The sequence below is a fragment of the Catenulispora sp. GP43 genome (genome assembly GCF_041260665.1).
GTDB lineage: Bacteria > Actinomycetota > Actinomycetes > Streptomycetales > Catenulisporaceae > Catenulispora.
Genome location: NZ_JBGCCT010000042.1, coordinates 40,008 through 60,908 on the forward strand (window position 1 = coordinate 40,008; position 20,901 = coordinate 60,908).

The following is a 20,901-nucleotide window of genomic DNA, read 5'->3' on the forward strand; positions in this document are numbered from 1 at the left end:
TCTACCCTTTCCGACTATCCCTCGTAAACCGGACTACATCTTCCGAGCGATGGGCCCCTGAAAAGTCACCCATACGGACGGATCTCAATGGGACGCCGCCAACTCCGGGGCGGCCGTCCCGGCCGGTTCCACCAGCGGCTCCCCCGCCGGCTTCATCACCAGCACCAGCACCGCCAGCCCGGCGAAGACGACGGCGGAGATGACACCGTTGACGTGCAGGCCGGCGGTGAACGCCGCACGCGCCGTGTGCAACGTCGCAGACGCCTGCTCCGGGCTTTGACGGCTGCCCGCGGCCAGCGCGCCGGCCAGGGAATCGGAGGTGCCGTGGGCGCGCGCCCGGTAGACGACGGCAGCCGCGGCGCCCAGCAGTCCCAGCCCGAGGGATACGCCCAAGTAGTTGCCGGTCTCGGACATGGAGGCGGCGCTTCCGGCCCGCTCGGGCGGGACGCTGCCGACCACCAGGCCGGTCCGCATTGATACAGCGTCGCGAAGCGACTCCTTAACGGGCGGTGGTGGGAGGCGGGCGGGGAAACAGCGGGCCGGTGCCGAAAGCCAGGACCGCAATGCCGGCTATCAGCAGCAGCAGCGTGCCCGGGCCGTCCACGGCGGTCAGGAGCAGTCCGCCGACCGCCGACACCGCCAGGCCGCCGGCGATCGCGGTCGGCTGCTTCAGACGGCGGGTCAGCGCCGGTCACGTCCATCGCGACCAGCAGCGTGGGCAGCATGAGCAGGACCAGCCCCAACCAGGCCCGGTTGACTCGCATCTGAGATCACTCCTCGTCTCGACGCTTTCACCGGGGAGTCGGAGCGGCCCGCGGATTCTCGACGCCTTTCCGGCGCAGGATGTCAAGAACGCCCCGGCGGCTCCGACACCTGGATGAGAGGGCCCCCGCCGGGCGCCCCCGACACGAGGAGTGACGAGATGAAGTTCCTGATCAGCATGCACATCAACCCCGCCGTGCTGGACGCGCTGACCGAGGAGGAGATGGCCGGGATCGGCGAGGGACACGGCCGGTTCATCCAGACCCTGAAGGACTCCGGGGAGCTGATCGTGACCCAGGCCCTGGTCGACCCGTCGCAGGCGGCCGTGGTGCGGGTCCGCAACGGCCAGCCGGTCGTGACCGACGGCCCGTTCCTGGAGGCCAAGGAGTACCTCGGCGGCTTCTACCTGGTCGACGTCGAGGACAAGGCCCGGGCAATCGAGCTGGCCGCGCAGATCCCGGACACCGCGATCGAGGGTCTGGGCGTGGAGGTCCGGCAGGTCATGTTCTCCGATGGACAATTGGAGGCATGACGGCACCGGCGATCGAGGACCTGCTCCGCGACCTGACCCCGCAGGTCCTCGGCGCCCTGGTACGCCGGTACGGCCGGTTCGAGGGATGCGAGGACGCCGTGCAGGAGGCCGTCCTCGCCGCCACCGTCCAGTGGCCGGCCGAGGGCGTGCCGGACAACCCGCGGGGCTGGCTGACCACAGTCGCCGCGCGGCGGCTCATCGACCAGATGCGCAGCGACTCCGCGCGGCGCGAGCGGGAGGAGCAGGTCTGGGCGTCGGAGGTGGCACCGGAGGAGGTCCCGGACACCGACGACACCCTGCTCCTGCTCTTCCTGTGCTGCCATCCGACGCTCACCGCGGCCTCGCAGACCGCGCTGACCCTGCGCGCCGTCGGCGGCCTGACCACCGCCGAGATCGCCCGCGCCTTCCTGGTCCCGGAAGCGACGCTGGCGGCCCGGATCAGCCGCGCCAAGCAGCGGATCAAGAACGCCGGGAGCACCTTCGAGCTGCCGAGCGGCGCCGAGCACGAGGAACGCCTGCAGGTCGTGCTGCACGTGCTCTACCTGATCTTCAACGAGGGCTACACGGCCTCCTCCGGCGCCGAGCTGGACCGCGTGGACCTCGCGACCGAGGCGATCCGGCTGACCAGGATGGTGCACGCGCAGCTGCCCGACGACGGCGAGGTCGCCGGGCTGCTGGCCCTGATGCTGCTCACGCACTCCCGGCGCGAGGCCCGCACGACCGCGGACGGCGACCTGGTCCCGCTGGACGAGCAGGACCGCACGAAGTGGGACGCCGAGCTGATCGCCGAAGGCCTGGAGCTGACCAAGGCCGCACTGGGCGGCACCGACCTGGGCCCCTACCAGCTCCAGGCCGCCATAGCCGCCACGCACGCCGTCGCCACCGACGCCGCGGACACCGACTGGCGGCAGATCCACGCGCTGTACCTGGTCCTGGAACGCATCGCGCCGAACCCGATGGTCACGCTGAACCGCGCGGTCGCGCTCGCCGAGATCGAGGGCCCGCAAGCCGGGCTCGCGGTGCTGGCGGCGCTGGACACGGATGAGCGGACGGCCAAGCACCACCGGCTGCTGTCCGTGCGGGCGCACCTGCTCGAGACCGCCGGGGACACCGAGCGCGCGTACGAGAACTACCGACTCGCCGCCAAGGCGACGGCAAGTATCGCCGAGCAGCGCTACCTGGAATCCAGGGCGCGGCGACTCCGGGGCCCCCTCCCCACGGGCTCTTGATACAAACGGCTCCATCAGCTGCACAGAAGGGGGTTCCGCATGTCCGATGACACCTTGAAGATGGATGCCGACGCGCTCGACGGGTTCACCACTCAGCTCACCAATCTGATGCGGTACGAGTCGGCGACCATGTTCCCGGCCTCCTTCGCCGGGCAGATGGGCGACTCCGGCGTCGAGAACGCCATCTCCGACATGGCGAACACCGACCTGTCCGTCGGACAGCGCCTCAACAACTACCTCTCCGCGCTGGCCGGGCTCACCGGCGCCAGCGCGAAGGCCACGCGGGCCATGGACCAGCAGCTGGCCCAGGCCGCGGGCAACCCGCCGCACGGGAAGCTGGCGCAGCTCTGATGGGCGGCCCGCGGAACAGCAACGACTGGAACGTGTTCGGGCTCTCCGGCGACCCGGTGCCCGGCGACCCCGCGTCCGTCCAGAACGTGGCGCAGATGCTCACCGCTCGCGAGACCGCCGCGTACGAGGTCAGCGTCGGGGTCAACGGCCTGGCCACCGACCCGGAGGTGAACGCCTGGCTCGGCTCCAGCGGCGACGCCTTCCGCAAGACCCTGGAACCGGTGCCCGGCCTGCTGCGGCAGATGGTCGACGCCTACAACGAGGCGGCGGCCGCGGTGAGCAAGTACGCCTCGGACCTGGCCACGGCGCAGCACTTCGCCGACTCGGCCTACCAGCGGCGGGTGGCCACCATCGCCGACTGGAAGAGCAAGAACCCGGGCAAGAACCCGCCGGCCGACGGCTCCACGCCGCTGGACGGCACGACCGATCCGGCGCCGTGGAACGCCGAGATGGCGGGCATCACCGAGGGCGCCGTCCCGGCCCGCGACCAGGCGGCCGGCACCTGCGCGAAGGCGTTGCAGGACGGCGAGACCAAGCTGCGGCGGGTGCAGTCGGCGCTGGGCGACCCCAAGTTCGCGGACTTCAACAGCACCTATGTGAAGAACGGCGGAGACCTGTCGGAGTTCACCCGGTCCTACGCACCGGTCCAGGTGTTCGGCGACGTCCTGGAGAAGGCCGAAGTCACCGACCTGAACAACATCCTCAACGGCGGCAAGACCGACGCCAGCCCGGACGTGGTGCGCGCGGAGCTAAGCGATCTGACCTCCGAGTACCAGAGCGACGGGGCGTTCTGGCACCAGTTCGGGCCCTCGCTGGGCAACGTCGTGGACTGGATCCACGCGAACAAGGGCCCCGAGAGCAACGACACCTCCGACCAGATCCTCATCAACACCCTGGGCCGGCGGACCGCCGCCGCTGCCTCGAACGGGTCGCTCCGCTCGCTGGACGTCGCCGGTCTGAGCACCGCGGGCATGATCGGGCTGGCCAAGCTCCTGGGCACGACCAAGGGCTCGGACTACCAGAACCAGAGCGGTCAGGACTTCCTGGCGTTCACGACCCAGGCGTATATCGACGGCGAGTCGAACGTCGACGCGTGGGACAAGCAGAACTACGACGGCGCCATGAACACGATGATCGGCGTGACCGGGCAGAACGACGGCGCGGCGCGGACGCTGTTCGCCGGCAGTGACGGCCAGCACCTGGTGACCGAGCTGCTCACCGGCGAGGCGCAGGTGACGCGGGAGGACTCCAGCGGCCGGGGGTCGGTCGGCACCATCACCAGCAGCGGTTACGAAGGCGTCGACCCGAACAACATCGCCAAGCTGCTGGGCGCGGCCCGGGCCCCGGTCGACGGCAGCGGCGTCCGCGGCGACGACCAGGCGAACATGGACCGCATCAGCGCGGCGAACAACATCATCCAGGCCGCCGCGGCGTTCGACCACTACTCGCCGGCGAGCGGCGAGTTCTCGCAGGTGAAGGGCTGGAGCCTACCGCCGGCGATGACCAACTCCCTGGAGGGCTACGCGAAGGCGTACTCCTTCGACCTCGGGATGTCGACCACCGACCAGAACAACGGCGCCGGCGTCACCACCGTCGACGGCCAGCCCAACGGGCAGCCGATGTTCCTGGTCACCGCGCAGCAGGCGCACGACTTCCTCGACCTGTCGTTGAAGGACCCGCACGCCGCCGGGGACTACCTGGGCTTCGCCAAGGCGCAGTTCCAGAACTCGGTGAAGCTGGACATGCTGAGCAACGGCACCATCGACCACACCTCCGGCTACGCGAACCTGGTCGCCACCTCGCAGCAGATCATCGACGAGCAGCACATGTCGGCGGCCCAGGCCCAGGACGCGGCGGCGGCGCAGCGCGCGGCGATCGTCAACGCGCTGCTCGGGGCGGCGGGCAACGCGCCCGGCGAAGGCGCCGTGATCGGCGTCGGCCAGACCCTCGACGGCCTGGTGACGCCGTACGTCGACCAACTGCCCGGGCTGCAGACCAACCACGCCGCCGACATGCAGGCCGCCAACCACCAGGCGGACCTGCTGATCGGCGGGCAGGCCGACATCTCGGTGGTGCAGGCCGCGGTCGACAGCGGCAAGCTGACGATCGGGACCGGGCCGGACCAGATCCCGCCGGGCATCGTCGACGGCAGCGGCCACGTCCAGGACGACTCCCAGTTCCGGGCCTGGTTCAACTCCTCCGGCGAGAACCTGATCGTGGCGCCGACCAACGATCCGCACCGCCAGAGCCTGAGCCTGGAGGCTTATGTCAACCGGATGAAGGGTGCGATGGCCGGGCACTCGTGAGCCGCGGCTCGCTCCAGAGCCGGCGGCTCACCGCAGAGCCGCCGGCTCACCGCAGAGCCGCCGGCTCACTCCAGATGGACTGTCTCGATCCATTGCGGCGGACGGCAGTCGACGAAGTTGTTCTCGCTGTCGAAGTAGGTCAGCGAGCGGCGTGAAGCGAACAGGCCCGCGATGACCCGGCATCCGGGCTCTGCCTTGGGCCACGGCGTACCGCCGTCCGTGAGGACGACGGTCACGTCGGGGCGGGGCGTCCGGGCCATCGCCGCCCGGATGCCCCTGCGCAGATCGGTGCCGCCTCCGCCGATCAGCGTGAGGTCCTCGGCCCGGCAGACATGCTGCGCGGTCGCCACGGCCGCGTCGCAGGTGTAGACGGCGACGTTGCGGCCGGTGACGCCGACGGCCCTGGTGATCGCGGCGACCTCGGACAGGGCCGTGCCGAGGTCCACGTCGGACACCGAGCCGGAGGTGTCGATGACCACGGCCACCTGCGGCAGCGGCCGGCGCAGGCTCGGCAGCACCAGCCGGCCGCCCAGGCTCGCGGTGCGGCGCCCGGGGCGGCGGTAGGTGTAATCGCCGGCGCCGGCCGCCGCGCCGAGCGAGGCGCGGAAGGCGGCGCCCAACAGGGTGCGCCAGTCCTGCGGGGCCTTGCCGTGGCGCTCGGCCCAGCGCTGCCAGCCGGCCGGGGCGGTGCCGCGGCCGGCGGCGATGGCGTCACGGACGCTGATGCGGATGGCGGCGGCCTCGTAGTCGCCGAGGGGGTGGGCGCCGTCGGCGTCGTCCTCCCAGAACGCCGGTCCGTCGTGGGCGCCGGAGCCGCAGTCGGTCCAGTGGTCGGCGACCATCGAGGGGGTGACGTCGTGCACGTACTCCTCGAAGAGATCGCGCTCCGGGACGCGGAGCCTTTCGGGGGTCAGGGCGCCCTCGGGCAGGCGCGGGCCGGTGTCCTCGGCGCCCGGCGGACCGGTCAGGCTCTTGAGGAGGTCGTCGTTGATCTCCAGGTCCATCGCGATGTTCAGCCGGACCTGTTCCCGGCGGGGGTTGGCGGGGTCGAGCGGGGCGGAGCCGGGACGGCCGGCCGCCTCGTGCCGGGCGCTGGCCTCGGTGAGGCGGCGGGCCCGGGTGTGGTGGTCGCGGACCAGGTGGGAGACCTCGTGGAGCCAGACCCCGGCAAGGTCGCGGACGCTGTGGGCCAGGACGAAGGCCGGGTTGACGTAGCAGCGCCAGTGGCGGTCGACGCCCATGGTCGGGACGGCGTAGGTGGGCACGATGGCGATCGCGTGCAGGGCGACGGCGAGGTAGGGGCAGGTGGCGACGGCCAGCTGGCGGGCGGCGAGGAGCTTGGGGGCGTCGAGGGCGGCGGCGGCTTGGACGCGGTCTCGGTGGTCGGCTTCGGGTTGTGGTGCCCGCGATGAATTCGTCGGCTGCGATGGCTTTATCGGCTGCGATGGCTTCATCGGCTTCGTGGCAGCCACCGGGCGGGCGGTGAGGCGGCTTGGACCGGCCATGACCGCCGGCGTCGGGATGGACGTGGTCATTCAGCCCACCTCAGGAGCGCATCGAGCGCGCCGAGTCCGTCCAGCTGCGCGGGCAGCTCCCACGCCGGATCGCGCAACGCCGCGAGCTGCATCGCCGGCGCGGCCAGGAGATCGACGGGGACGGTCGCGCACAGGCGCGCGACGAGGGTCCAGCCGGCTTCCCAGCGTGCCCGGGTGGCGTCGCGCCCGATGGCGTCGACGACGGCGGCGAGGGTGGCGTGCACCAGGTCGCCGCGTTCGGGGAGCTCGGCACCGGCCGGATCGGCGAGCACGGCCTCGGGATCGGGCAGGTCCTGACGCTCCAGGAAGGCGAGGAACTCCAAGCCCGCGCCGTCACCGACGGCCCCGCGGACGGCGAGGACCACGGCCCCGGGCTCGGCGTCGGCCGCATACCCGAACGCCAGCAGGCGCATGGCCATCTCCCAGGTCCGCGGCGACGGCCACGCCCCGGCACGGGCCGCGGCGGTGGCGGGCATGCGGTGGGTGTAGTCGGGGCGCACGGTGAGGAACGCGCAGACGGCACTACGGGCCCGAGCCACGGATCGCTCCAACTTGGCCGGATCGAGCTGCGGCAACGGCACCTCCGGCCACACCCCGCCGAGGCCGCGCACGACCACGTCGGGATCATGCAGCCACGCCAGATGCACAAAGCGGTTGGCCAGCGGCGGCGCCAGCTGCCATCCATCGGCAGCACTCCCCGCGGGATTCGCAGCGGCGACGATGCGCACCGCGCCGGGCAGCTCAAGGCTCCCGACATGCCGCTCCAGCACGACGCGCAACAACGCGGCCTGCACCGCGGGCGGCGCGGAAGAGATCTCATCGAGGAAGAGCAGCCCGCTCCCGGCACGATGCAGCCGCACAGCCCAGTCCGGCGGCGCCATCGCAACCCCCTGCGAAGCCGGATCGTCGCCGATGATCGGCAGGCCCGCGAAGTCGGAGGGATCGTGCACGCTCGCGATGACGGTCTCCAACGGCAACCCGAGCCCCCGCCCGAGCTGCACGAGCGTCGACGACTTGCCGATCCCCGGCTGCCCCCAGAGCAGGACCGGCAGGTTCGCGGCGACCGCGAGGGCGAGAGCCTGGACGGCCGGGTCCGGGCGCGACTCGGTGGCGGTGGCGCGGGTGAGGGCGATGAGGTGGTCGGCGGCTTGGAGTTGGGTGAGAGTGGGGGCTGCGGCGGCCGGGTCGGGCGCGGCGGCGGAATCGGTGGCTGCGGCGAGGCTCGCGGCGGCGAACCTGGTCGGCAGCGCGGCGGCGGGCTCTATCTCAGTCGTCAGTGTCATGGTCACCTGTGTGTTCGGGCCGCGACCCCCTTCCGGGCGGGCCGGCGGTCGGGGTCGGAGCGGCGGATGCGCGTGGCGTCGGCGAGGATCATGCGGTGGCGGAGCGTGTGGTCGGTGAGGGTCTTCAGGGCTTCGGCGACCGTGCCGCCGGCCGGCAGCCTGACGCGGCTCAGGGCCGCGCGCTTGCCGGCGTGGGTTTGCAGGAGTCGGCGCACGTCGGCGGCGCGGCCGTGGGCGAGCAGGGCTTCGGCGAGGTCGATGACGTGGCGGCCCGAGACCAGGTGGTCCAGCGCCTGCTGGCAGGGGTTCGTCGGGCCGCCGAGGCGGGACAGGAGGGCTTCGCGGGCCGTGTCGGCCGTGTGGTCGAGGATGTGCCAGGCGTTGTCGCGGAAGGCGATGCGGTGGCGGTTCGTGCCGCAGGCGATCCACAGGCCCGGGCCGCCGTCCGCGTGCCAGGGTCCTGCGATGAAGGGGACCTCGCGGTAGAGCCACTCGTCGGCGTCGGGTGCGGCCGGCTGCCGATCGGCGAGCAGCGCCGGGGCGACCAGCGGGTGCAGTTCGTGCTCGCCGAGGTACCCGAAGCGGAGCAGGTCGGCGTCCAGAACCCTTGCCCACACCGCGTTGGGGACGATCGGCAGCCCGAGCGACTCCCGATCCCCCGCCACCCGCACGGTGGCCGCGCCGGAGTTCAACCCGCCGAGCACCAGCGCCCCGACGCCCGATCGCACCACGGCCTGGTCCACGCCGGGCAGCGCCTGGCGCACGCGATCGGCCAGACCCGGCATCCGGATCGGGAGTGCGGCAAGCCAGCGGGCGCGGCGAGGCGACTCGGGAAGCCGCACCTCGAAGCCCGCTGCGTGCCAGGCCTCTGCGAAGCGTCCGGCATCCTGCAACGAGGCGATCTCCCGCTCGCCCGGCGTGGCGTCGCACAGTCCGGCCAAGTCCGGCGCGGCATCAGCGCTCCAGAACATGGGATGCCGCACCAAGCCGAACCGCTCCGGATACTTCAGCCGCACAGCCTCCAGCACCGAACGCGTCGCCCCGTCATCACGCCCGCCGAGCAGCACCAGCACGACGCGCTGACCGGCATCCAACGCGAACCGCGGCGTCGCAGCCGCCAGCGTCAGACTCCGATCCCCGTCGCCGACCTCCGCCAACGGCACCAACAGTCCCGCGAGCAGATCGCCCGCGCCGTGCCCGCGCCGCGGCAGGTGCCATCGCAACAGATCCGGCGAGAGCTCCCGCAAGACACCCGGCAACTGATCGGCGATCACGGAACCGTGGTACCGCCGCACCGAATCAGTCCTCAGACACACGTCGACATCGGCGGCAGCACACGCGCCCCGCCAATCGCCGGCCGCACGCCGCTGCGCGACGGCCGCGATCATCGTCGGCGGGATCCCGTAACGACGCGCCGCCACAGCAGCCCGTGCACGGGTATCAGACAGAATCGCCGACAAACCCGGTGCGTCATCGGCACCGGAACCAAAAGGGCTCCCCGACGCTCCATCAGAGCGCGAGCCCCCGCAATCAGCCGTCCGCACCGGCTTCGTTCCCGTCATCGGGCAACGAGGGTGTCGGCGGCCTCCAATCTCTGCATCAGCATTCTTGGTTGGTGGTCATCGGGGACGATGGACAACCGGCATCATGCACCGCGCCCCCGCGACTGTGCAACCTCAAACAAGCGCGCGAACGAGCTTGAACGAAACCGGTGAACGAAACCGGCCGCCCCGCCCAGAAGGGCGAGACGGCCGGTCCGTTCACTGCCGCGCCGACTCCGTCACCAGGTCGAGCGCGCTACTTCGGATCCTCAGTGGCCGAAGCCGAACGACTGCAGGAACAGGGCGTTCGGCGAACCGACGCCGGTGGCCTCGTCGTAGCCGCGGGCGGCCGGCAGGCCCTCGTCCAGGCCGTACTGGATCAGCCGGTACTGGCCGGCGGCGGCGCTGCTGGCCGGGTACTGGAACACCACCGAGTGGATCGGCGAACCCGCGATCTGCTTCGGGTTCTGGACCACGTCGCTGGTCAGGAACGAGCGGGCGTAGATCGCCGGGTTGGCGAAGCCGACCGGGATGCCCCACTGAGCCTGCTGCGCGTCGGCCAGGATGCCGGCCCACGAGGGCGCGGACACCGAGGTGCCGCCGTAGCCGGACTCGCCGTAGACACCGTTGGTCGTCATGCCGACCAGGGTGCTGCTGAAGTACAGGTCGCCGTTCAGCGCGATGTCCGGGGTGGTGCGCATCGGCCGGGAGGCCTTGGCGCCGCTCATCAGCGTGGTGGACAGCTTGTTCGGGACCGTCCAGCTCTGGTACCAGGGCTGCGCCTCGGTCTCGCTGACGCCGCCGCCGCCGCCGAAGGTCTCACCGGCCGGGGTCCACGCGGTGGAGCCCGGGGCGGTGCGCCCGCTGCGGGTGTCGCCCATCGGGGTCTGGAAGGCGATGCCGCCCTTCTTGTTCAGCGCCAGGGCGGTGCCGCCGACCGAGGTCACCCACGGGGAGGACGTCGGCCACTCGACCTGCGCCCGCGCCGAGGTCGGGTCGCAGTTCAGGCCCTTGGAGATGGAGTAGGCGTCGTCGTTCATGCAGTCGCCGGAGGAGAAGTCGAAGGCGATGCCCTCGGCCGCGCCCTCCATGAAGATCTGGTTGTACGAGGCCTCCAGCGCCGGGTCGAGGTCGCCGCCGGTGGAGTACTGGATCTCGCCCCAGCTGTTCGACACGATGTCGGCCAGGTGCTTGTCGACGATGTTCGCCTCGGCGGCCAGCAGGTCGCTGTCCAGGCAGGAGTTCGCCGCGACCGTGATGACCTTGGCGTCCGGCGCCAGGCCGTGCGCCATGTCGACGTCCAGCGACTCCTCGCCGAAGTCGCCGTAGCCGCACAGCTGCTGGTTCGTGTACTGCGACGGGTCGTTCACCTCGGAGTACTGCCCCGGCGCGAACGGCTTGTCGCCGTGGTTGATCGAGTACTGGTTGGCGTCGGCCTCCATGGTCGGCGAGCCGTACCAGTTCACGATCGCGATCGTGGCGCCCTTGCCGGTCAGGCCGGTGCTGCTGACGCCGTAGGCCTGGCGGAGCTCGGACGGGACCACCGAGCACTGCGCCAGCGTGGCGGGCGTGGTGTAGCCGGCCGGGACGGCCGGAGCCGAGGACGGCGCAGCCTTCTGCCCGTAGTAGTCCGAGCAGGACGGGTCGTTGTTGGCGACCGGGCCCTTCTTCTTGTTCTGCGGGTCGGTGGTGTGGTTGGTGACCGCGTGCACCGTGTCCTGCGACATACCGGTGACGCCCGAGATCACCCCGGCCAGCGCCTCCGGGACCTTCAGGTCGCTCTTCGGCGCGCGCAGCGTGCCCTGAGCGGTCTTGAAGTTGTCCAGCTGCGTGCCGAACGCCTTCTGCGCGTCGGCCACCGAGCCGGTGACGTCGATCCAGTGGGTGTTCGTGCCGGTGACCTTGAGGCCCGACGTCTTCAGCCACGCGGTGACCGCGTCGATCTGCTTCTGCGAGGCACCGAACTGGCTCTGCACCTGGGCGGCGCTCAGGTAGTGGTGGTAGTTCGCGCTGGACGGGTCGCTCACCGAGCGGGCGAAGGCCGCCAGCCCGGCCGAGTCCTGGCCCGAGAGGTACACCCGCACGCTCAACTGCGCGGCGGTGCCGGTCTGGCCGAGGTCGGCCGAAGCGGTCGCGTAGGCCGGGGTGCTGCCTGCGAGCGTCGCCGAGCCGGAGTCGGCGTTCGACGGCGCGGCCATCGCCACGCCGGCGGTCACGAACGCCGCGACGGCCGTCATGGTCGTGGCCGTGGCTATTCGTCGGCGGTGCCGTGGTACGGCATTGGTCATGGTGCTTGTTCCCTTCCCAAAAAGAGGGACGAATGTTCCCAATGCCCGATTGACGCTTTGTGGGCAGTGGGATTTAAGCCCGCGTCGCTCATTTCTATAGATGGCCGCCGGAGAAACACAAGGGTAAGAAGCACATGAGTTTGATCGGCCGCCGCCGGGTTGATCAGAATTTTACGAAGCCATCACGGTCCGTCGTCGCGCACGCACCCCGGGACCTCGGCGAAACACCAAGAAACGGCGACAATCCCTTGCAGGGGGCGGGAAAACCCTACGCCGGACGCGGCGCCGGCGACCAGCTCGGCACCCCGGCGCACCGGGCACGTCGGCCGGACCGCCGTGACGGTATTTTTACGGTTGTCCGGCAGCCGCCGATGAGCAAGGATCCGCGAATGCTGCGGCCTTATCCGAAGATGGCGTCGAAGGGGAAAGGCGACACGCCCGCCGCCCGCGAGTGGGTCGCGACCGAGAAGGTGCACGGGGCGCACTTCGCGCTCGTCTGCGACCGGACCGGGGTCCGGCCTGCGAAGCGGCGCGAGGTGCTGGCCGAGGACGACCTCGACGGGTTCTTCGGCGTGAGCCGGATCTGGCCGACGTTGTCGGTGGCCGCGGCGCGGTGCGCGAAGCCGCTGCGCGATGCGGCGGCGGACGGCACGGGCCGCGAGGACGCTGTGGTGACCTTGTACGGGGAGCTCGCAGGAGGGCGTTATCCGCATCCTGATGTCCCCGTGGCCGAGGGCACACAGCCGGTGCAGACCGGGGTCTGGTACGCGCCGGGCTTGTTCTGGCTCTTGTTCGACGCGCAGGTGACGCTTGGCGAACGGCGGTGGTGGGTCGCGGAGCGGGATGTGCGCGCGGCGGCTGTGGAGGCGGGGCTGTTGAGTGTGCCGGTGCTGGCCCGCGGGGCGCTGAAGCAGCTGCAGGATCTGCCGGCGGCGTTCGCGAGCCGGGTGCCGGCCCTGTTCGGGTTGCCGGAGCTGGAGGACAACCTGGCCGAGGGATATGTGCTGAAGCCGGCGGTCGCGTGGGAGGAAGGCGAGGCGCGGCCGTTGCTGAAGGTGAAGCAGAAGGCTTTCGCCGAGGACGAGCGGTTCGCCGGTGCACGGCCCTACATCGCGCCGCCGGAGGGTGCGGCGGGGGTGCCGGCATGGCTGGTGGTGCAGGCGGCGGCGTTGCTGACACCGACGCGCGCCGCGGCGGCGGTGAGCAAGCTGGGGCCGGGTACCACGGCGGAGGTGGTGGTCGGGGAGATCGCGAAGGACGCCGCGGAGGAGATCTCGGAGGAACTCGGCGGGCTGGATCCGGCGCAGATGGACGGGCTCGCCGAGGCGCTGATGGCGGGGGCGCGGACGTTGGCGGACTTCGACGCGGCGGATCGGGCGCGGGCCGCGAGACGGTGACGCGGCAGCCGCTGTCGGTGCTGTCGGGCGCGGCTGGTTGAGCGCGCGCCCCACGCGGCGACGGCTGGCAGCGACTCGCGGCCGCGGGCTCCCGGCGCCTGGCAGCTGGCAGCTGGCAGCTGGCAGCTGGCAGCTGGCAGCAACTCGCGGCGGCTGGCTGCCAGCGCCTGCCTGCTAACTGCCGGCGCCTACCTACTCCCCCGCCGCCTCCGCAGCCTCCGCCGCCTCTGTAGCCGCCCGGCTCACCGCCCAAATATCCGCGACCGGCCCCAGGTGCGCGAGCTTGTCCGGGTTCACCACCGCCTGGATGGCCTGGATCCGCCCCTCCGCCACGTCGAGCGTCAGCACACTGAGGACCTTGCGGTCCGGCGCCCGGAAGATGGCGCCGGGCTGCCCGTTGAGCACGTGCGGCTCCAGCCGGACCCCGATCCGGTCGAACCGCGCCGCCACCAGCGTGACCATGGCCACCACCGCCTCCGTGCCGTACGCCTCCTGCGCGACCAGCGGGGCCTTGCCGCCGCTGTCGCCGACCAGGCTCACGTCGGCGGCCAGCAGTTCGCGCAGCCCGGCGACGTCGCCCTCGCGGAAGGCGTCGAAGAAGCGCTCGGCGAGCTCGTCGCGTTCGCGGCGGTCGGCTTCGAAGCGGGGGCGGCCGTCGTGCATGTGCCGGCGGGCCCGGACCGCGAGCTGGCGGCACGCCGCCTCCGAGCGTCCGACCGCCGAGGCCACCTCGGGGAAGCCGAAGCCGAAGACCTCGCGCAGGACGAACACCGCGCGCTCCAGCGGGGACAGCCGCTCCAGCAGGAGCAGCGCGGCCATCGACACCGAGTCCGCCAGTTCGGCCGCGCGCTCGGGGTCCTCGTACGGATCGGACAGCAGCGGCTCGGGCATCCACGGTCCGACGTACTCCTCGCGTCGGACCCGGGCCGAACGCAGCACGTCGATCGAGATCCGGGTGACCACCGCCGACAGGAACGCCTTCGCCGAAGCCGGCTGCGTCGCCGTGCCCTGCCAGCGCAGCCACGTGTCCTGCACCGCGTCCTCGGCCTCGGCCACGCTGCCCAGGATCCGGTAAGCGATCGAGAACAGCAGCGGTCGCAGGTCCTCGAACTCCTCGTCGCGTGTCACAGCCGCCCCATCCCCATCGCGATCGTCCTGTCAGCACTCGAGACGAGCGGGGCTCCGCAGTTGTGACATCGACTCGATGACGACCTTTCCGAAGCTCTCCTCATCGCGGTAGGAGCGATACGCCGCGACCGCGTCGTCGAGCCCGAAAACCCGGTCCACCACCGGCCGGATCCGGTGCGCCGCGACCGCGCGGCACAGCGCTTCCAGTTCCACACGGTTGCCGACGAACTCGCGGCGGACGGTGGCCAGGGAGCCGCTGAGGTCGTCCTCGGTGACGGTCAGGACCTCCGGCTGCGGGGACACCACCCACAGCAGGCAGACCTGCGCGTAGGTCGCCCCGGCCCGCAGCGACTGGCCGAAGGTGGTCGGGCCCTGCGTCTCGACGACCAGGTCCGCACCCGCGCCGCCGGTCAGGGCGCGCACCTCCTTGGACCACTCCGGCGTCGCGGCGTAGTCCACCACCTCGTCGACACCGAGCTCGCGCAGCCGCTCGGCCTTCGCCGCGCTGGACGTGGTGGCGATGACCCGGCAGCCCATCGCCTTGGCGAGCTGGGCCGCGAACAGGGAGACGTCGCCGGTTCCCAGGACGAGCACCGTCTGGCCGGCGGTCAGCGTCCCCGGCCGGGTGAGCGCGTTCCACGCCGAGACCCCGGCGCAGGGCAGCGCCGCGGCTTCGGCCCAGCTCAGGTGCTCGGGGACGGCCACGGCCGCGGCCTCGTCGATGAGCGTGTACTCGGACAGCCAGCCGTCGACGGTACAGCCGAGCTGGTCGACGACCTCGGGGCGGAGCGGGCCGCTGATCCAGCGCGGCCAGTACGAGGCGGTGATCCGGTCGCCCACCGCGAACCGGCTCACGGCCTCCCCGACCGCGACGACCTCGCCGGCACCGTCGCTGAGCGGCACGATGCCCGGTCGGGCCGGGAGCGGGTACCGGCCGGTCGTGATGAGCAGGTCGCGGCGGTTGATCGACGCCGCGCGGGTTTCGACCAGGAGCTGATGGGGGCCGGGGGTCGGCACGTCCTCGGTGCCGAGCGTGATGTCGTCCAGAGAGCCGGGTCCCGGCAGGCGGTAGGTACGCATGGATTCAGCGTGCGACGGTCCGTGCGGTGATCCAATTCCCTGGAGGGAATGGACCGGCGGCCCCGCGATGACGAAGACTTCCCCCGTGAGCACCGCGACCACCAAAGCCCCGCCCGCGTTCGGCGCCGAGCTGCGGCGCTGGCGCACGCTGCGCCGCGTGAGCCAGCTGGAGCTGGCCAACCGCGCCGGCACCACGCAGCGCCACCTGAGCTTCATGGAGCAGGGGCGCTCGCATCCGGGACGGGCGATAGTGCTGCGGCTGGCCGAGTCCCTGCGGCTCACGCTGCGGGAACGCAACGCCCTGCTGTTCACGGCCGGCTACGCCCCGGCGTACGAGGAGACCCGCTACGACGCGCCGGAGTTCGCTCCGGTGCGGGAGGCGATGGAGCGGGTGATCGAGGGGCACCTGCCGTATCCGGCGTTGGTGCTGCGGCGGCCGGGACGGGTGATCACGGCGAACCGGGCGTTCTCCGTGTTCTTGGAAGGCTGCGCCCCGCATCTGCTTGAGCCGCCGATCGACCTGCTGCGCGTCATGCTGCACCCGGACGGCATCGCGCCGCGGATCGGCAACCTCGCGCAGTGGGGCCGGCACGTGCTCGACAACCTGCGGCTGCTGGCGTCACAGAGTCCTGACCGCGGGTTGGACTCGCTGGTGGAGGAGCTGGCCGGCTATGTCCCGGAGGCTCCCATGGACCAGACGTATCTCGGGTTCGCGGTGCCGATGCGGCTGCGCGCGCCTGAGGGCGAACTGCGGCTGATGACGGCGCTGACCTCGTTCGCCACGGCGGTGGACGTCACGGTCGCGGAGTCGGTGCTCGAATCGTTCCTGCCGGCGGACGCCGAGAGCGCCGAGATCCTGGCGGCCCGGGACCGGCTGGCCGCCGGGCGGGACGAGCCGCGGCTGCTCGCGGGACTCTGAACCCGGATCCCCCATCCGGCCGCTCGCGACCACCATTCGGGTCACCACGCGTGCCGTCGCTCCCGGGCCCGCCCACCATGGCAGAGGCGACCGCCGCCCCGCCCTGGGCACGCGAGAATGCGAGCGACGATGCAAGGCTTCTCCCGGGAACCCGGCACCACCGGCCCGATCACCATCACCCTGCCCAAGGCCGGGGAGCGGCGGGTCTGGGGCTGGGCGGTCATCATCGCCGTCGGCGGCTTCCTGTTCGGGTACGACACCGGTGTGGTGTCCGGCGCGCTGCTGTACATCACGCAGGACTTCCACCTGTCGAGCTCCGAGAAGAGCAGCGTGGTCAGCGTCCTGCTGATCGGCGCGATGATCGGCGCGCTGGCGGCCGGCCGGATCTCCGACGGTCTGGGCCGCAAGAAGGCGGTCACCATCTTCGGCCTGGTGTTCGCGCTCGGGACGCTGATCGCGGTCGTCGCACAGAACTACGGGACGCTGCTGGTCGCCCGCTTCGTCCTCGGTCTGGCCGTCGGCGGCGCCTCGGCGCAGGTCCCGGTCTACCTCGGCGAGATCTCGCCGGCGAACATCCGGGGCCGCATCCTGTCGCTGAACCAGCTGCTGATCACCGTCGGCATCCTGTGCTCGTACCTGATCGACCTGGCGTTCTCGCACAGCGGGAACTGGCGGGCGATGTTCGCCTTCGGCGCGATCCCGGCGCTGGTCCTGAGCCTGGGCGTGTGGTTCGTGGTGCCGGAGTCGCCGACCTGGCTGTACACGCGGGGACGCGTCGAACAGCTCCGCGAGGGCCTGCTGATGGTCACCGACGCCGAACAGGCCGACGAGATCATCGAGGTCTACGGGGAGCGCCAGAAGCAGGCGGCGCGGATGGAGGCGACGCGCGGCGCGGACGAGAAGGGCTGGCGCATCCTGCTCACCCCGGCCGTGCGCCCGGCCATGATCGTCGGCCTGACGATGGCCGCGCTGCAGCAGTTCGGCGGTATCAACACGATCATCTACTACGCCCCGACGATCATCGAGCAGACCGGCCGCAGCGCCAGCAACTCGATCGTCTACTCGGTCTACATCGGCATCATCAACTTCGTGATGACGGTCCTCGCCATCAACACCATCGACCGCCTGGGCCGGCGCCAGCTGCTGCTGATCTCGCTGGCCGGGATGGCGGGCTTCGTGGCGCTGCTGGGCTTCAGCTTCATCTGGAGCTGGAACTCCAACCTGACGCTGCTGTTCATGGTCGCCTACATCGCGGCCTTCGCCGGCGGCCTGGGCCCGGTCTTCTGGGTGCTGGTCGGCGAGATCTTCCCGACCCGGGCCAAGGCCGACGGCTCCAGCGCGGCGACCACCGTGAACTGGCTGTCGAACTTCATCGTCAGCCAGTCCTTCCTGACCGTGGCCAACGGCATCGGCCAGGGCCAGACGTTCCTGATCTTCGCCGGGGTCTGCGTCGCCGGGCTGGCGTTCGTCGGACGCTTCGTGCCGGAGACCAAGAACCGCGACACGAACGAGGTCCAGAAGGCGCTGTTCGAGCGGTTCGGGAAGAAGCCGATTCCGGAGGCGCGGACGTCCACCGGGGCCTACGACGCCGGGCGCGCCGACGCGGGGCACACCGACGCCGGCTCGGCGGTCAAGCCTGCGGATCGTCGACGGGATCGCCGGTGAACCGCAGCCGCCGCAGCCGCCGTCCACCACCCGCAGGTCCAGTCCGCCGGAGAGCATGTCCTCCATCACCACGCCGGCCATCGGGTTCAGCGCGGCCGTCCCGACCAGCTGCCCGGCCACCTCCGAGGAGCGGAACAGCAGCGCGTCCACCGCCGCCCGGCCCTTGGTGCCGTAGCCGATGACCAGGGTGTTGACCAGGCGCGCGGTGTTGCCGACCGGGACCACGTCGCCGTAACCGATCGTGGTCAGAGTGACCGTCGAGTACGGCGCCCGCCACGGACGGGTATCAGGGAGCGAACCGCCGCGCACCGGCTGCGGGCTCGCGGCGGCCGCGCGCTCCCTCCGAGCCTCGCTACTTCTCCTCTGCCGCGTCCTTCGTGGTGGGGTTGTGCTTGGGCTCGGGCGTTCCCTTGCCGATGTACGTCACGTAGAACAGCTCCTCGGCAGGGTTGTGCCACCCGTCCGCACCGACCAGCTCCGCCGCCGCCTCCGGTCCCCAGGTACCGGTCTTGTAGACGGTCGGGTTGGAGCTCTCCAGGATGTCGCCGACGATGCGCCAGCTCTCCTCGATGGCCGGGAAGAACGCGAAGCCGCTGGAGTCGCCGACGATCGCCGCGTGCAGGATGTTCTCGTAGGGCTTGGCCTGGCCGCCGAGCACCTTCTCGAAGTCGATGCCCATCGGGAAGGCCACCGGCAGCTGACCGCGATCCCCCCTCCGCGCCATCAGCTCGAAGGCGATCCCGGCGCCGGGCTCCAGCCGGATCCGGATCAGGTTCGGCGGGACGTCCGCGGCCAGGCCCCGGAAGAGCTCCGACGGCGGGCGCCGCAGCTGCACGCACACCTCGGTCGCGGTCACCGCGAGCGCCTTGCCGCTGCGGATGTAGAAGGGCACCCCGGCCCAGCGCCAGTTGTCGATCCACAGCCGCAGCGCGATGAAGGTCTCGGTCTGCGAGTCCTTCTTCACGCCCTTCACCTCTTGGTAGCCCTCGTACTGCCCGCGCACGACGTCGGCCGGGTCGACGGTGCGCACGGCGTGCAGCAGCCGCCACTTCTCCAACGACAGCGCCTGCGGGTCGCCGACGTTCGGCGGGTCCATCGCCAGCAGCGTCATGACCTGGAACAGGTGGTTCTGGACGACGTCGCGCAGCGCCCCGACGGCGTCGTAGAACGAGCCGCGGTCGGCGACGTCGAAGTCCTCGGCCAGGGTGATCTGCACGTTGTCGATGGAGGAGCGGTCCCACACCGGGGCCAGCAGGGTGTTGGCGAACCGGAAGGTGCCCAGGCCCTCGACCGACTCGTCACCCAGGAAGTGGTCGACGCGCAGCAGGTGGTCGCGGTCGAAGTACTGCTCCAGCACCGCCTCCAGCTCGCGCGCCGAGGCCAGGTCGTGGCCGAAGGGCTTCTCCACCACCAGCCGCGCGTTCTTGTTCAGGCCGGCCTCGGCCAGGCCCGCGGCGACCTTGTCGAACAGCGAGGGCGGGATGGCCAGGTAGTGAGCGGCGAAGCCCTTCCCGGCGACCGCCTTCCCGATCTTCGCGTAGATCGCCGGGTCGGTGAAGTCGCCGGTGACGATGCTCAGCCCGTCGGCGAACTCCGTGAACACCTTCTCGTCGATGGGGTAGCCGGCCTCGATCACCGACTGCCGGGCGTGTGCGCGCAGCGCCGCGTCGTCGAAATCGGAGTAGGCCACGCCGACCACCGGGACGGTGAGCAGGCCGCGCTCGGTGAGCTTGTACAGCGCCGGCAGCAGCATCTTCTTGGCCAGGTCGCCGGTGATGCCGTAGAGGACCAGGACGTCGGCGCCCTCCAGGTCGGTGTTGTGGGTCGAGGTCACGCTGGAGGACAGCGGCATGGTGCGGGCTCCCTTGCTGATGGTGTCGGCGCGCGGTCGGGTGGCCGGTCAGCCGGCCGCGATCCCCCACGATCCCCGGTACTCGGCCCCCGGTTCCAGGCGGGTGAGGTCGACGCCGCTGGCGAAGGCGTTCGGCGGGCCGGTCATGGGCTCGCAGCCCAGGCCGAGGCGCCGGGATTGAGCAGGGACGTTGTCGGCCGTGTAGACCTCCAGCCAGGGCTGCGCCCCGTCGAGCCAGAACGACGTGCTGCGCCGGCTGCCGGCCAGCCGGACCCGCGCCAGGCCGTCGGCGCCCCGCCGCAGACCGGTGTAGGCGATGTCGATCTTCTGCGGGCCCAGCACCCGGCCGTCGCGCAGGTCGTACTCACTGCCCGCGACGTCCTTCGGGCCGCCGACCGGGATCATCCGGTCGTCCACCGGCTGGTAGAGGCTGCCGGGGATTCGGACGGTGCAGGCGTCGAGCGGCTCGCCCACCGTGATGTAGGGGTGCATGCCGTGCGCGTAGGGCAGCGCGCGGGTGCCGGGGTTGGCGGCCGAGAGGGTGACCGTCAGGCCGCTCTCGACGTCCAGGCGGTACTCGGCCTGGACGTCGAGGCGGAAGGGGTAGCCGGTCGAGCCGTGCAGCGAGCAGGCCAGCACGACGGTGTCCGGCCGCTGCTCCACCGGCGACCAGGCGGCCCAGCGCGTCAGGCCGTGGATGGCGTTGTCCAGCTCCGGCTCGGACAGGTCGAGCTGGTACTCGCGGCCGTCGAAGGTGTAACGGCCGCGGTCCACCCGGTTCGGCCACGGGATCAGGAGCTGCCCGAACGCCGCCGGCGCCGGCTCGTCGGCGTCATAGGACAGGACGAGGGGCTCCCCGTCGTGGGTCAGCTCTCTGAGCCCGGCGCCTTCTTCCGTGATCACCGCGCGGTAGGGACCGGCGGTGAGCTCGTACTGCTCGCCGGTGAGGAAGTCGGACATGCGTCCTTCGTAGCCGGGGTGTGGCGTGAGCGCGCCCCGGACGGCGCGGGCTGCCGCCATCCGGTCAACGGCG

Annotated in this window: 16 protein-coding genes and 1 pseudogene; 7 read left to right on the forward strand and 10 right to left on the reverse strand. The window is 71.4% G+C overall.

Annotated features, from left to right (window positions below):
• Positions 1-84: 84 nt before the first annotated feature.
• On the reverse strand, positions 85-474 hold the full coding sequence (locus ABH926_RS48185) for a hypothetical protein (RefSeq protein WP_370374127.1): 390 nt from the start codon (positions 472-474) through the stop codon (positions 85-87).
• A 448-nt stretch (positions 475-922) separates the two neighbouring features.
• Between ABH926_RS48185 and ABH926_RS48190 the strand changes: the two genes are divergently transcribed.
• The 4 genes from ABH926_RS48190 to ABH926_RS48205 are packed head-to-tail and all read left to right on the forward strand — an operon-like array spanning position 923 to position 5,180.
• Complete coding sequence (locus tag ABH926_RS48190; RefSeq protein WP_370374128.1) at positions 923-1,294, forward strand: YciI family protein; 372 nt, start codon at positions 923-925, stop codon at positions 1,292-1,294.
• On the forward strand, positions 1,291-2,523 hold the full coding sequence (locus ABH926_RS48195) for an RNA polymerase sigma factor (protein WP_370374129.1): 1,233 nt from the start codon (positions 1,291-1,293) through the stop codon (positions 2,521-2,523). Before ABH926_RS48190 ends, ABH926_RS48195 begins: the two co-directional genes overlap by 4 nt.
• A gap of 39 nt (positions 2,524-2,562) precedes the next feature.
• Positions 2,563-2,874: a hypothetical protein gene (locus tag ABH926_RS48200; RefSeq protein ID WP_370374130.1), complete on the forward strand. Its 312-nt coding sequence runs from the start codon at positions 2,563-2,565 to the stop codon at positions 2,872-2,874.
• On the forward strand, positions 2,874-5,180 hold the full coding sequence (locus tag ABH926_RS48205) for a putative T7SS-secreted protein (RefSeq protein WP_370374131.1): 2,307 nt from the start codon (positions 2,874-2,876) through the stop codon (positions 5,178-5,180). Before ABH926_RS48200 ends, ABH926_RS48205 begins: the two co-directional genes overlap by 1 nt.
• 65 nt (positions 5,181-5,245) lie before the next feature.
• Here ABH926_RS48205 and ABH926_RS48210 read toward each other — a convergent pair whose 3' ends face one another.
• The 4 genes from ABH926_RS48210 to ABH926_RS48225 all read right to left on the reverse strand — a co-directional run bounded on the left by ABH926_RS48210 (position 5,246) and on the right by ABH926_RS48225 (position 11,827).
• Entirely contained in the window at positions 5,246-6,715 is a 1,470-nt protein-coding gene (locus tag ABH926_RS48210) for a VWA-like domain-containing protein (RefSeq protein ID WP_370374132.1), read from the reverse strand.
• Positions 6,712-7,998, reverse strand: coding sequence for a sigma 54-interacting transcriptional regulator (locus ABH926_RS48215; RefSeq protein ID WP_370374133.1), 1,287 nt, complete (start codon positions 7,996-7,998; stop codon positions 6,712-6,714). Before ABH926_RS48215 ends, ABH926_RS48210 begins: the two co-directional genes overlap by 4 nt.
• A 2-nt stretch (positions 7,999-8,000) precedes the next feature.
• On the reverse strand, positions 8,001-9,272 hold the full coding sequence (locus ABH926_RS48220) for a hypothetical protein (RefSeq protein WP_370374134.1): 1,272 nt from the start codon (positions 9,270-9,272) through the stop codon (positions 8,001-8,003).
• 536 nt (positions 9,273-9,808) lie between these two features.
• Positions 9,809-11,827: a protease pro-enzyme activation domain-containing protein gene (locus tag ABH926_RS48225; RefSeq protein WP_370374135.1), complete on the reverse strand. Its 2,019-nt coding sequence runs from the start codon at positions 11,825-11,827 to the stop codon at positions 9,809-9,811.
• 134 nt (positions 11,828-11,961) lie between these two features.
• Here ABH926_RS48225 and ABH926_RS48230 point away from each other — a divergent pair, with 134 nt between their 5' ends.
• A complete protein-coding gene (locus tag ABH926_RS48230) occupies positions 11,962-13,224 on the forward strand; it encodes an RNA ligase family protein (RefSeq protein ID WP_370374136.1) in 1,263 nt (420 codons plus the stop codon).
• Positions 13,225-13,416: 192 nt separating this feature from the next.
• Here the strand turns inward: ABH926_RS48230 and ABH926_RS48235 are convergent, their stop codons facing one another.
• The gene (locus tag ABH926_RS48235; RefSeq protein WP_370374137.1) at positions 13,417-14,352 is read right to left on the reverse strand and encodes an RNA polymerase sigma-70 factor; all 936 of its coding nucleotides are present in this window, start codon (positions 14,350-14,352) and stop codon (positions 13,417-13,419) included.
• Positions 14,353-14,382: 30 nt separating this feature from the next.
• Positions 14,383-15,432: an NAD(P)-dependent alcohol dehydrogenase gene (locus tag ABH926_RS48240; protein WP_370374138.1), complete on the reverse strand. Its 1,050-nt coding sequence runs from the start codon at positions 15,430-15,432 to the stop codon at positions 14,383-14,385.
• Between the two features lie 67 nt (positions 15,433-15,499).
• Here ABH926_RS48240 and ABH926_RS48245 point away from each other — a divergent pair, with 67 nt between their 5' ends.
• Together ABH926_RS48245 and ABH926_RS48250 are read left to right on the forward strand one after the other, a co-directional pair.
• Positions 15,500-16,351: a helix-turn-helix domain-containing protein gene (locus ABH926_RS48245; protein ID WP_370374139.1), complete on the forward strand. Its 852-nt coding sequence runs from the start codon at positions 15,500-15,502 to the stop codon at positions 16,349-16,351.
• A 129-nt stretch (positions 16,352-16,480) separates the two neighbouring features.
• The gene (locus ABH926_RS48250) at positions 16,481-18,016 is read left to right on the forward strand and encodes a sugar porter family MFS transporter (protein ID WP_370374140.1); all 1,536 of its coding nucleotides are present in this window, start codon (positions 16,481-16,483) and stop codon (positions 18,014-18,016) included.
• 135 nt (positions 18,017-18,151) lie between these two features.
• On the opposite strand, the pseudogene ABH926_RS48255 reads toward ABH926_RS48250, so the two are convergent.
• The 3 genes and pseudogenes from ABH926_RS48255 to ABH926_RS48265 form a co-directional block, all read right to left on the reverse strand.
• Positions 18,152-18,280: pseudogene (locus ABH926_RS48255) on the reverse strand (ion channel); the annotation flags it as partial.
• 88 nt (positions 18,281-18,368) lie between these two features.
• A complete protein-coding gene (gene zwf, locus ABH926_RS48260) occupies positions 18,369-19,868 on the reverse strand; it encodes a glucose-6-phosphate dehydrogenase (RefSeq protein ID WP_370374141.1) in 1,500 nt (499 codons plus the stop codon).
• A gap of 48 nt (positions 19,869-19,916) precedes the next feature.
• The gene (locus ABH926_RS48265) at positions 19,917-20,828 is read right to left on the reverse strand and encodes an aldose 1-epimerase family protein (protein WP_370374142.1); all 912 of its coding nucleotides are present in this window, start codon (positions 20,826-20,828) and stop codon (positions 19,917-19,919) included.
• Between the last annotated feature and the right edge of the window lie 73 nt (positions 20,829-20,901).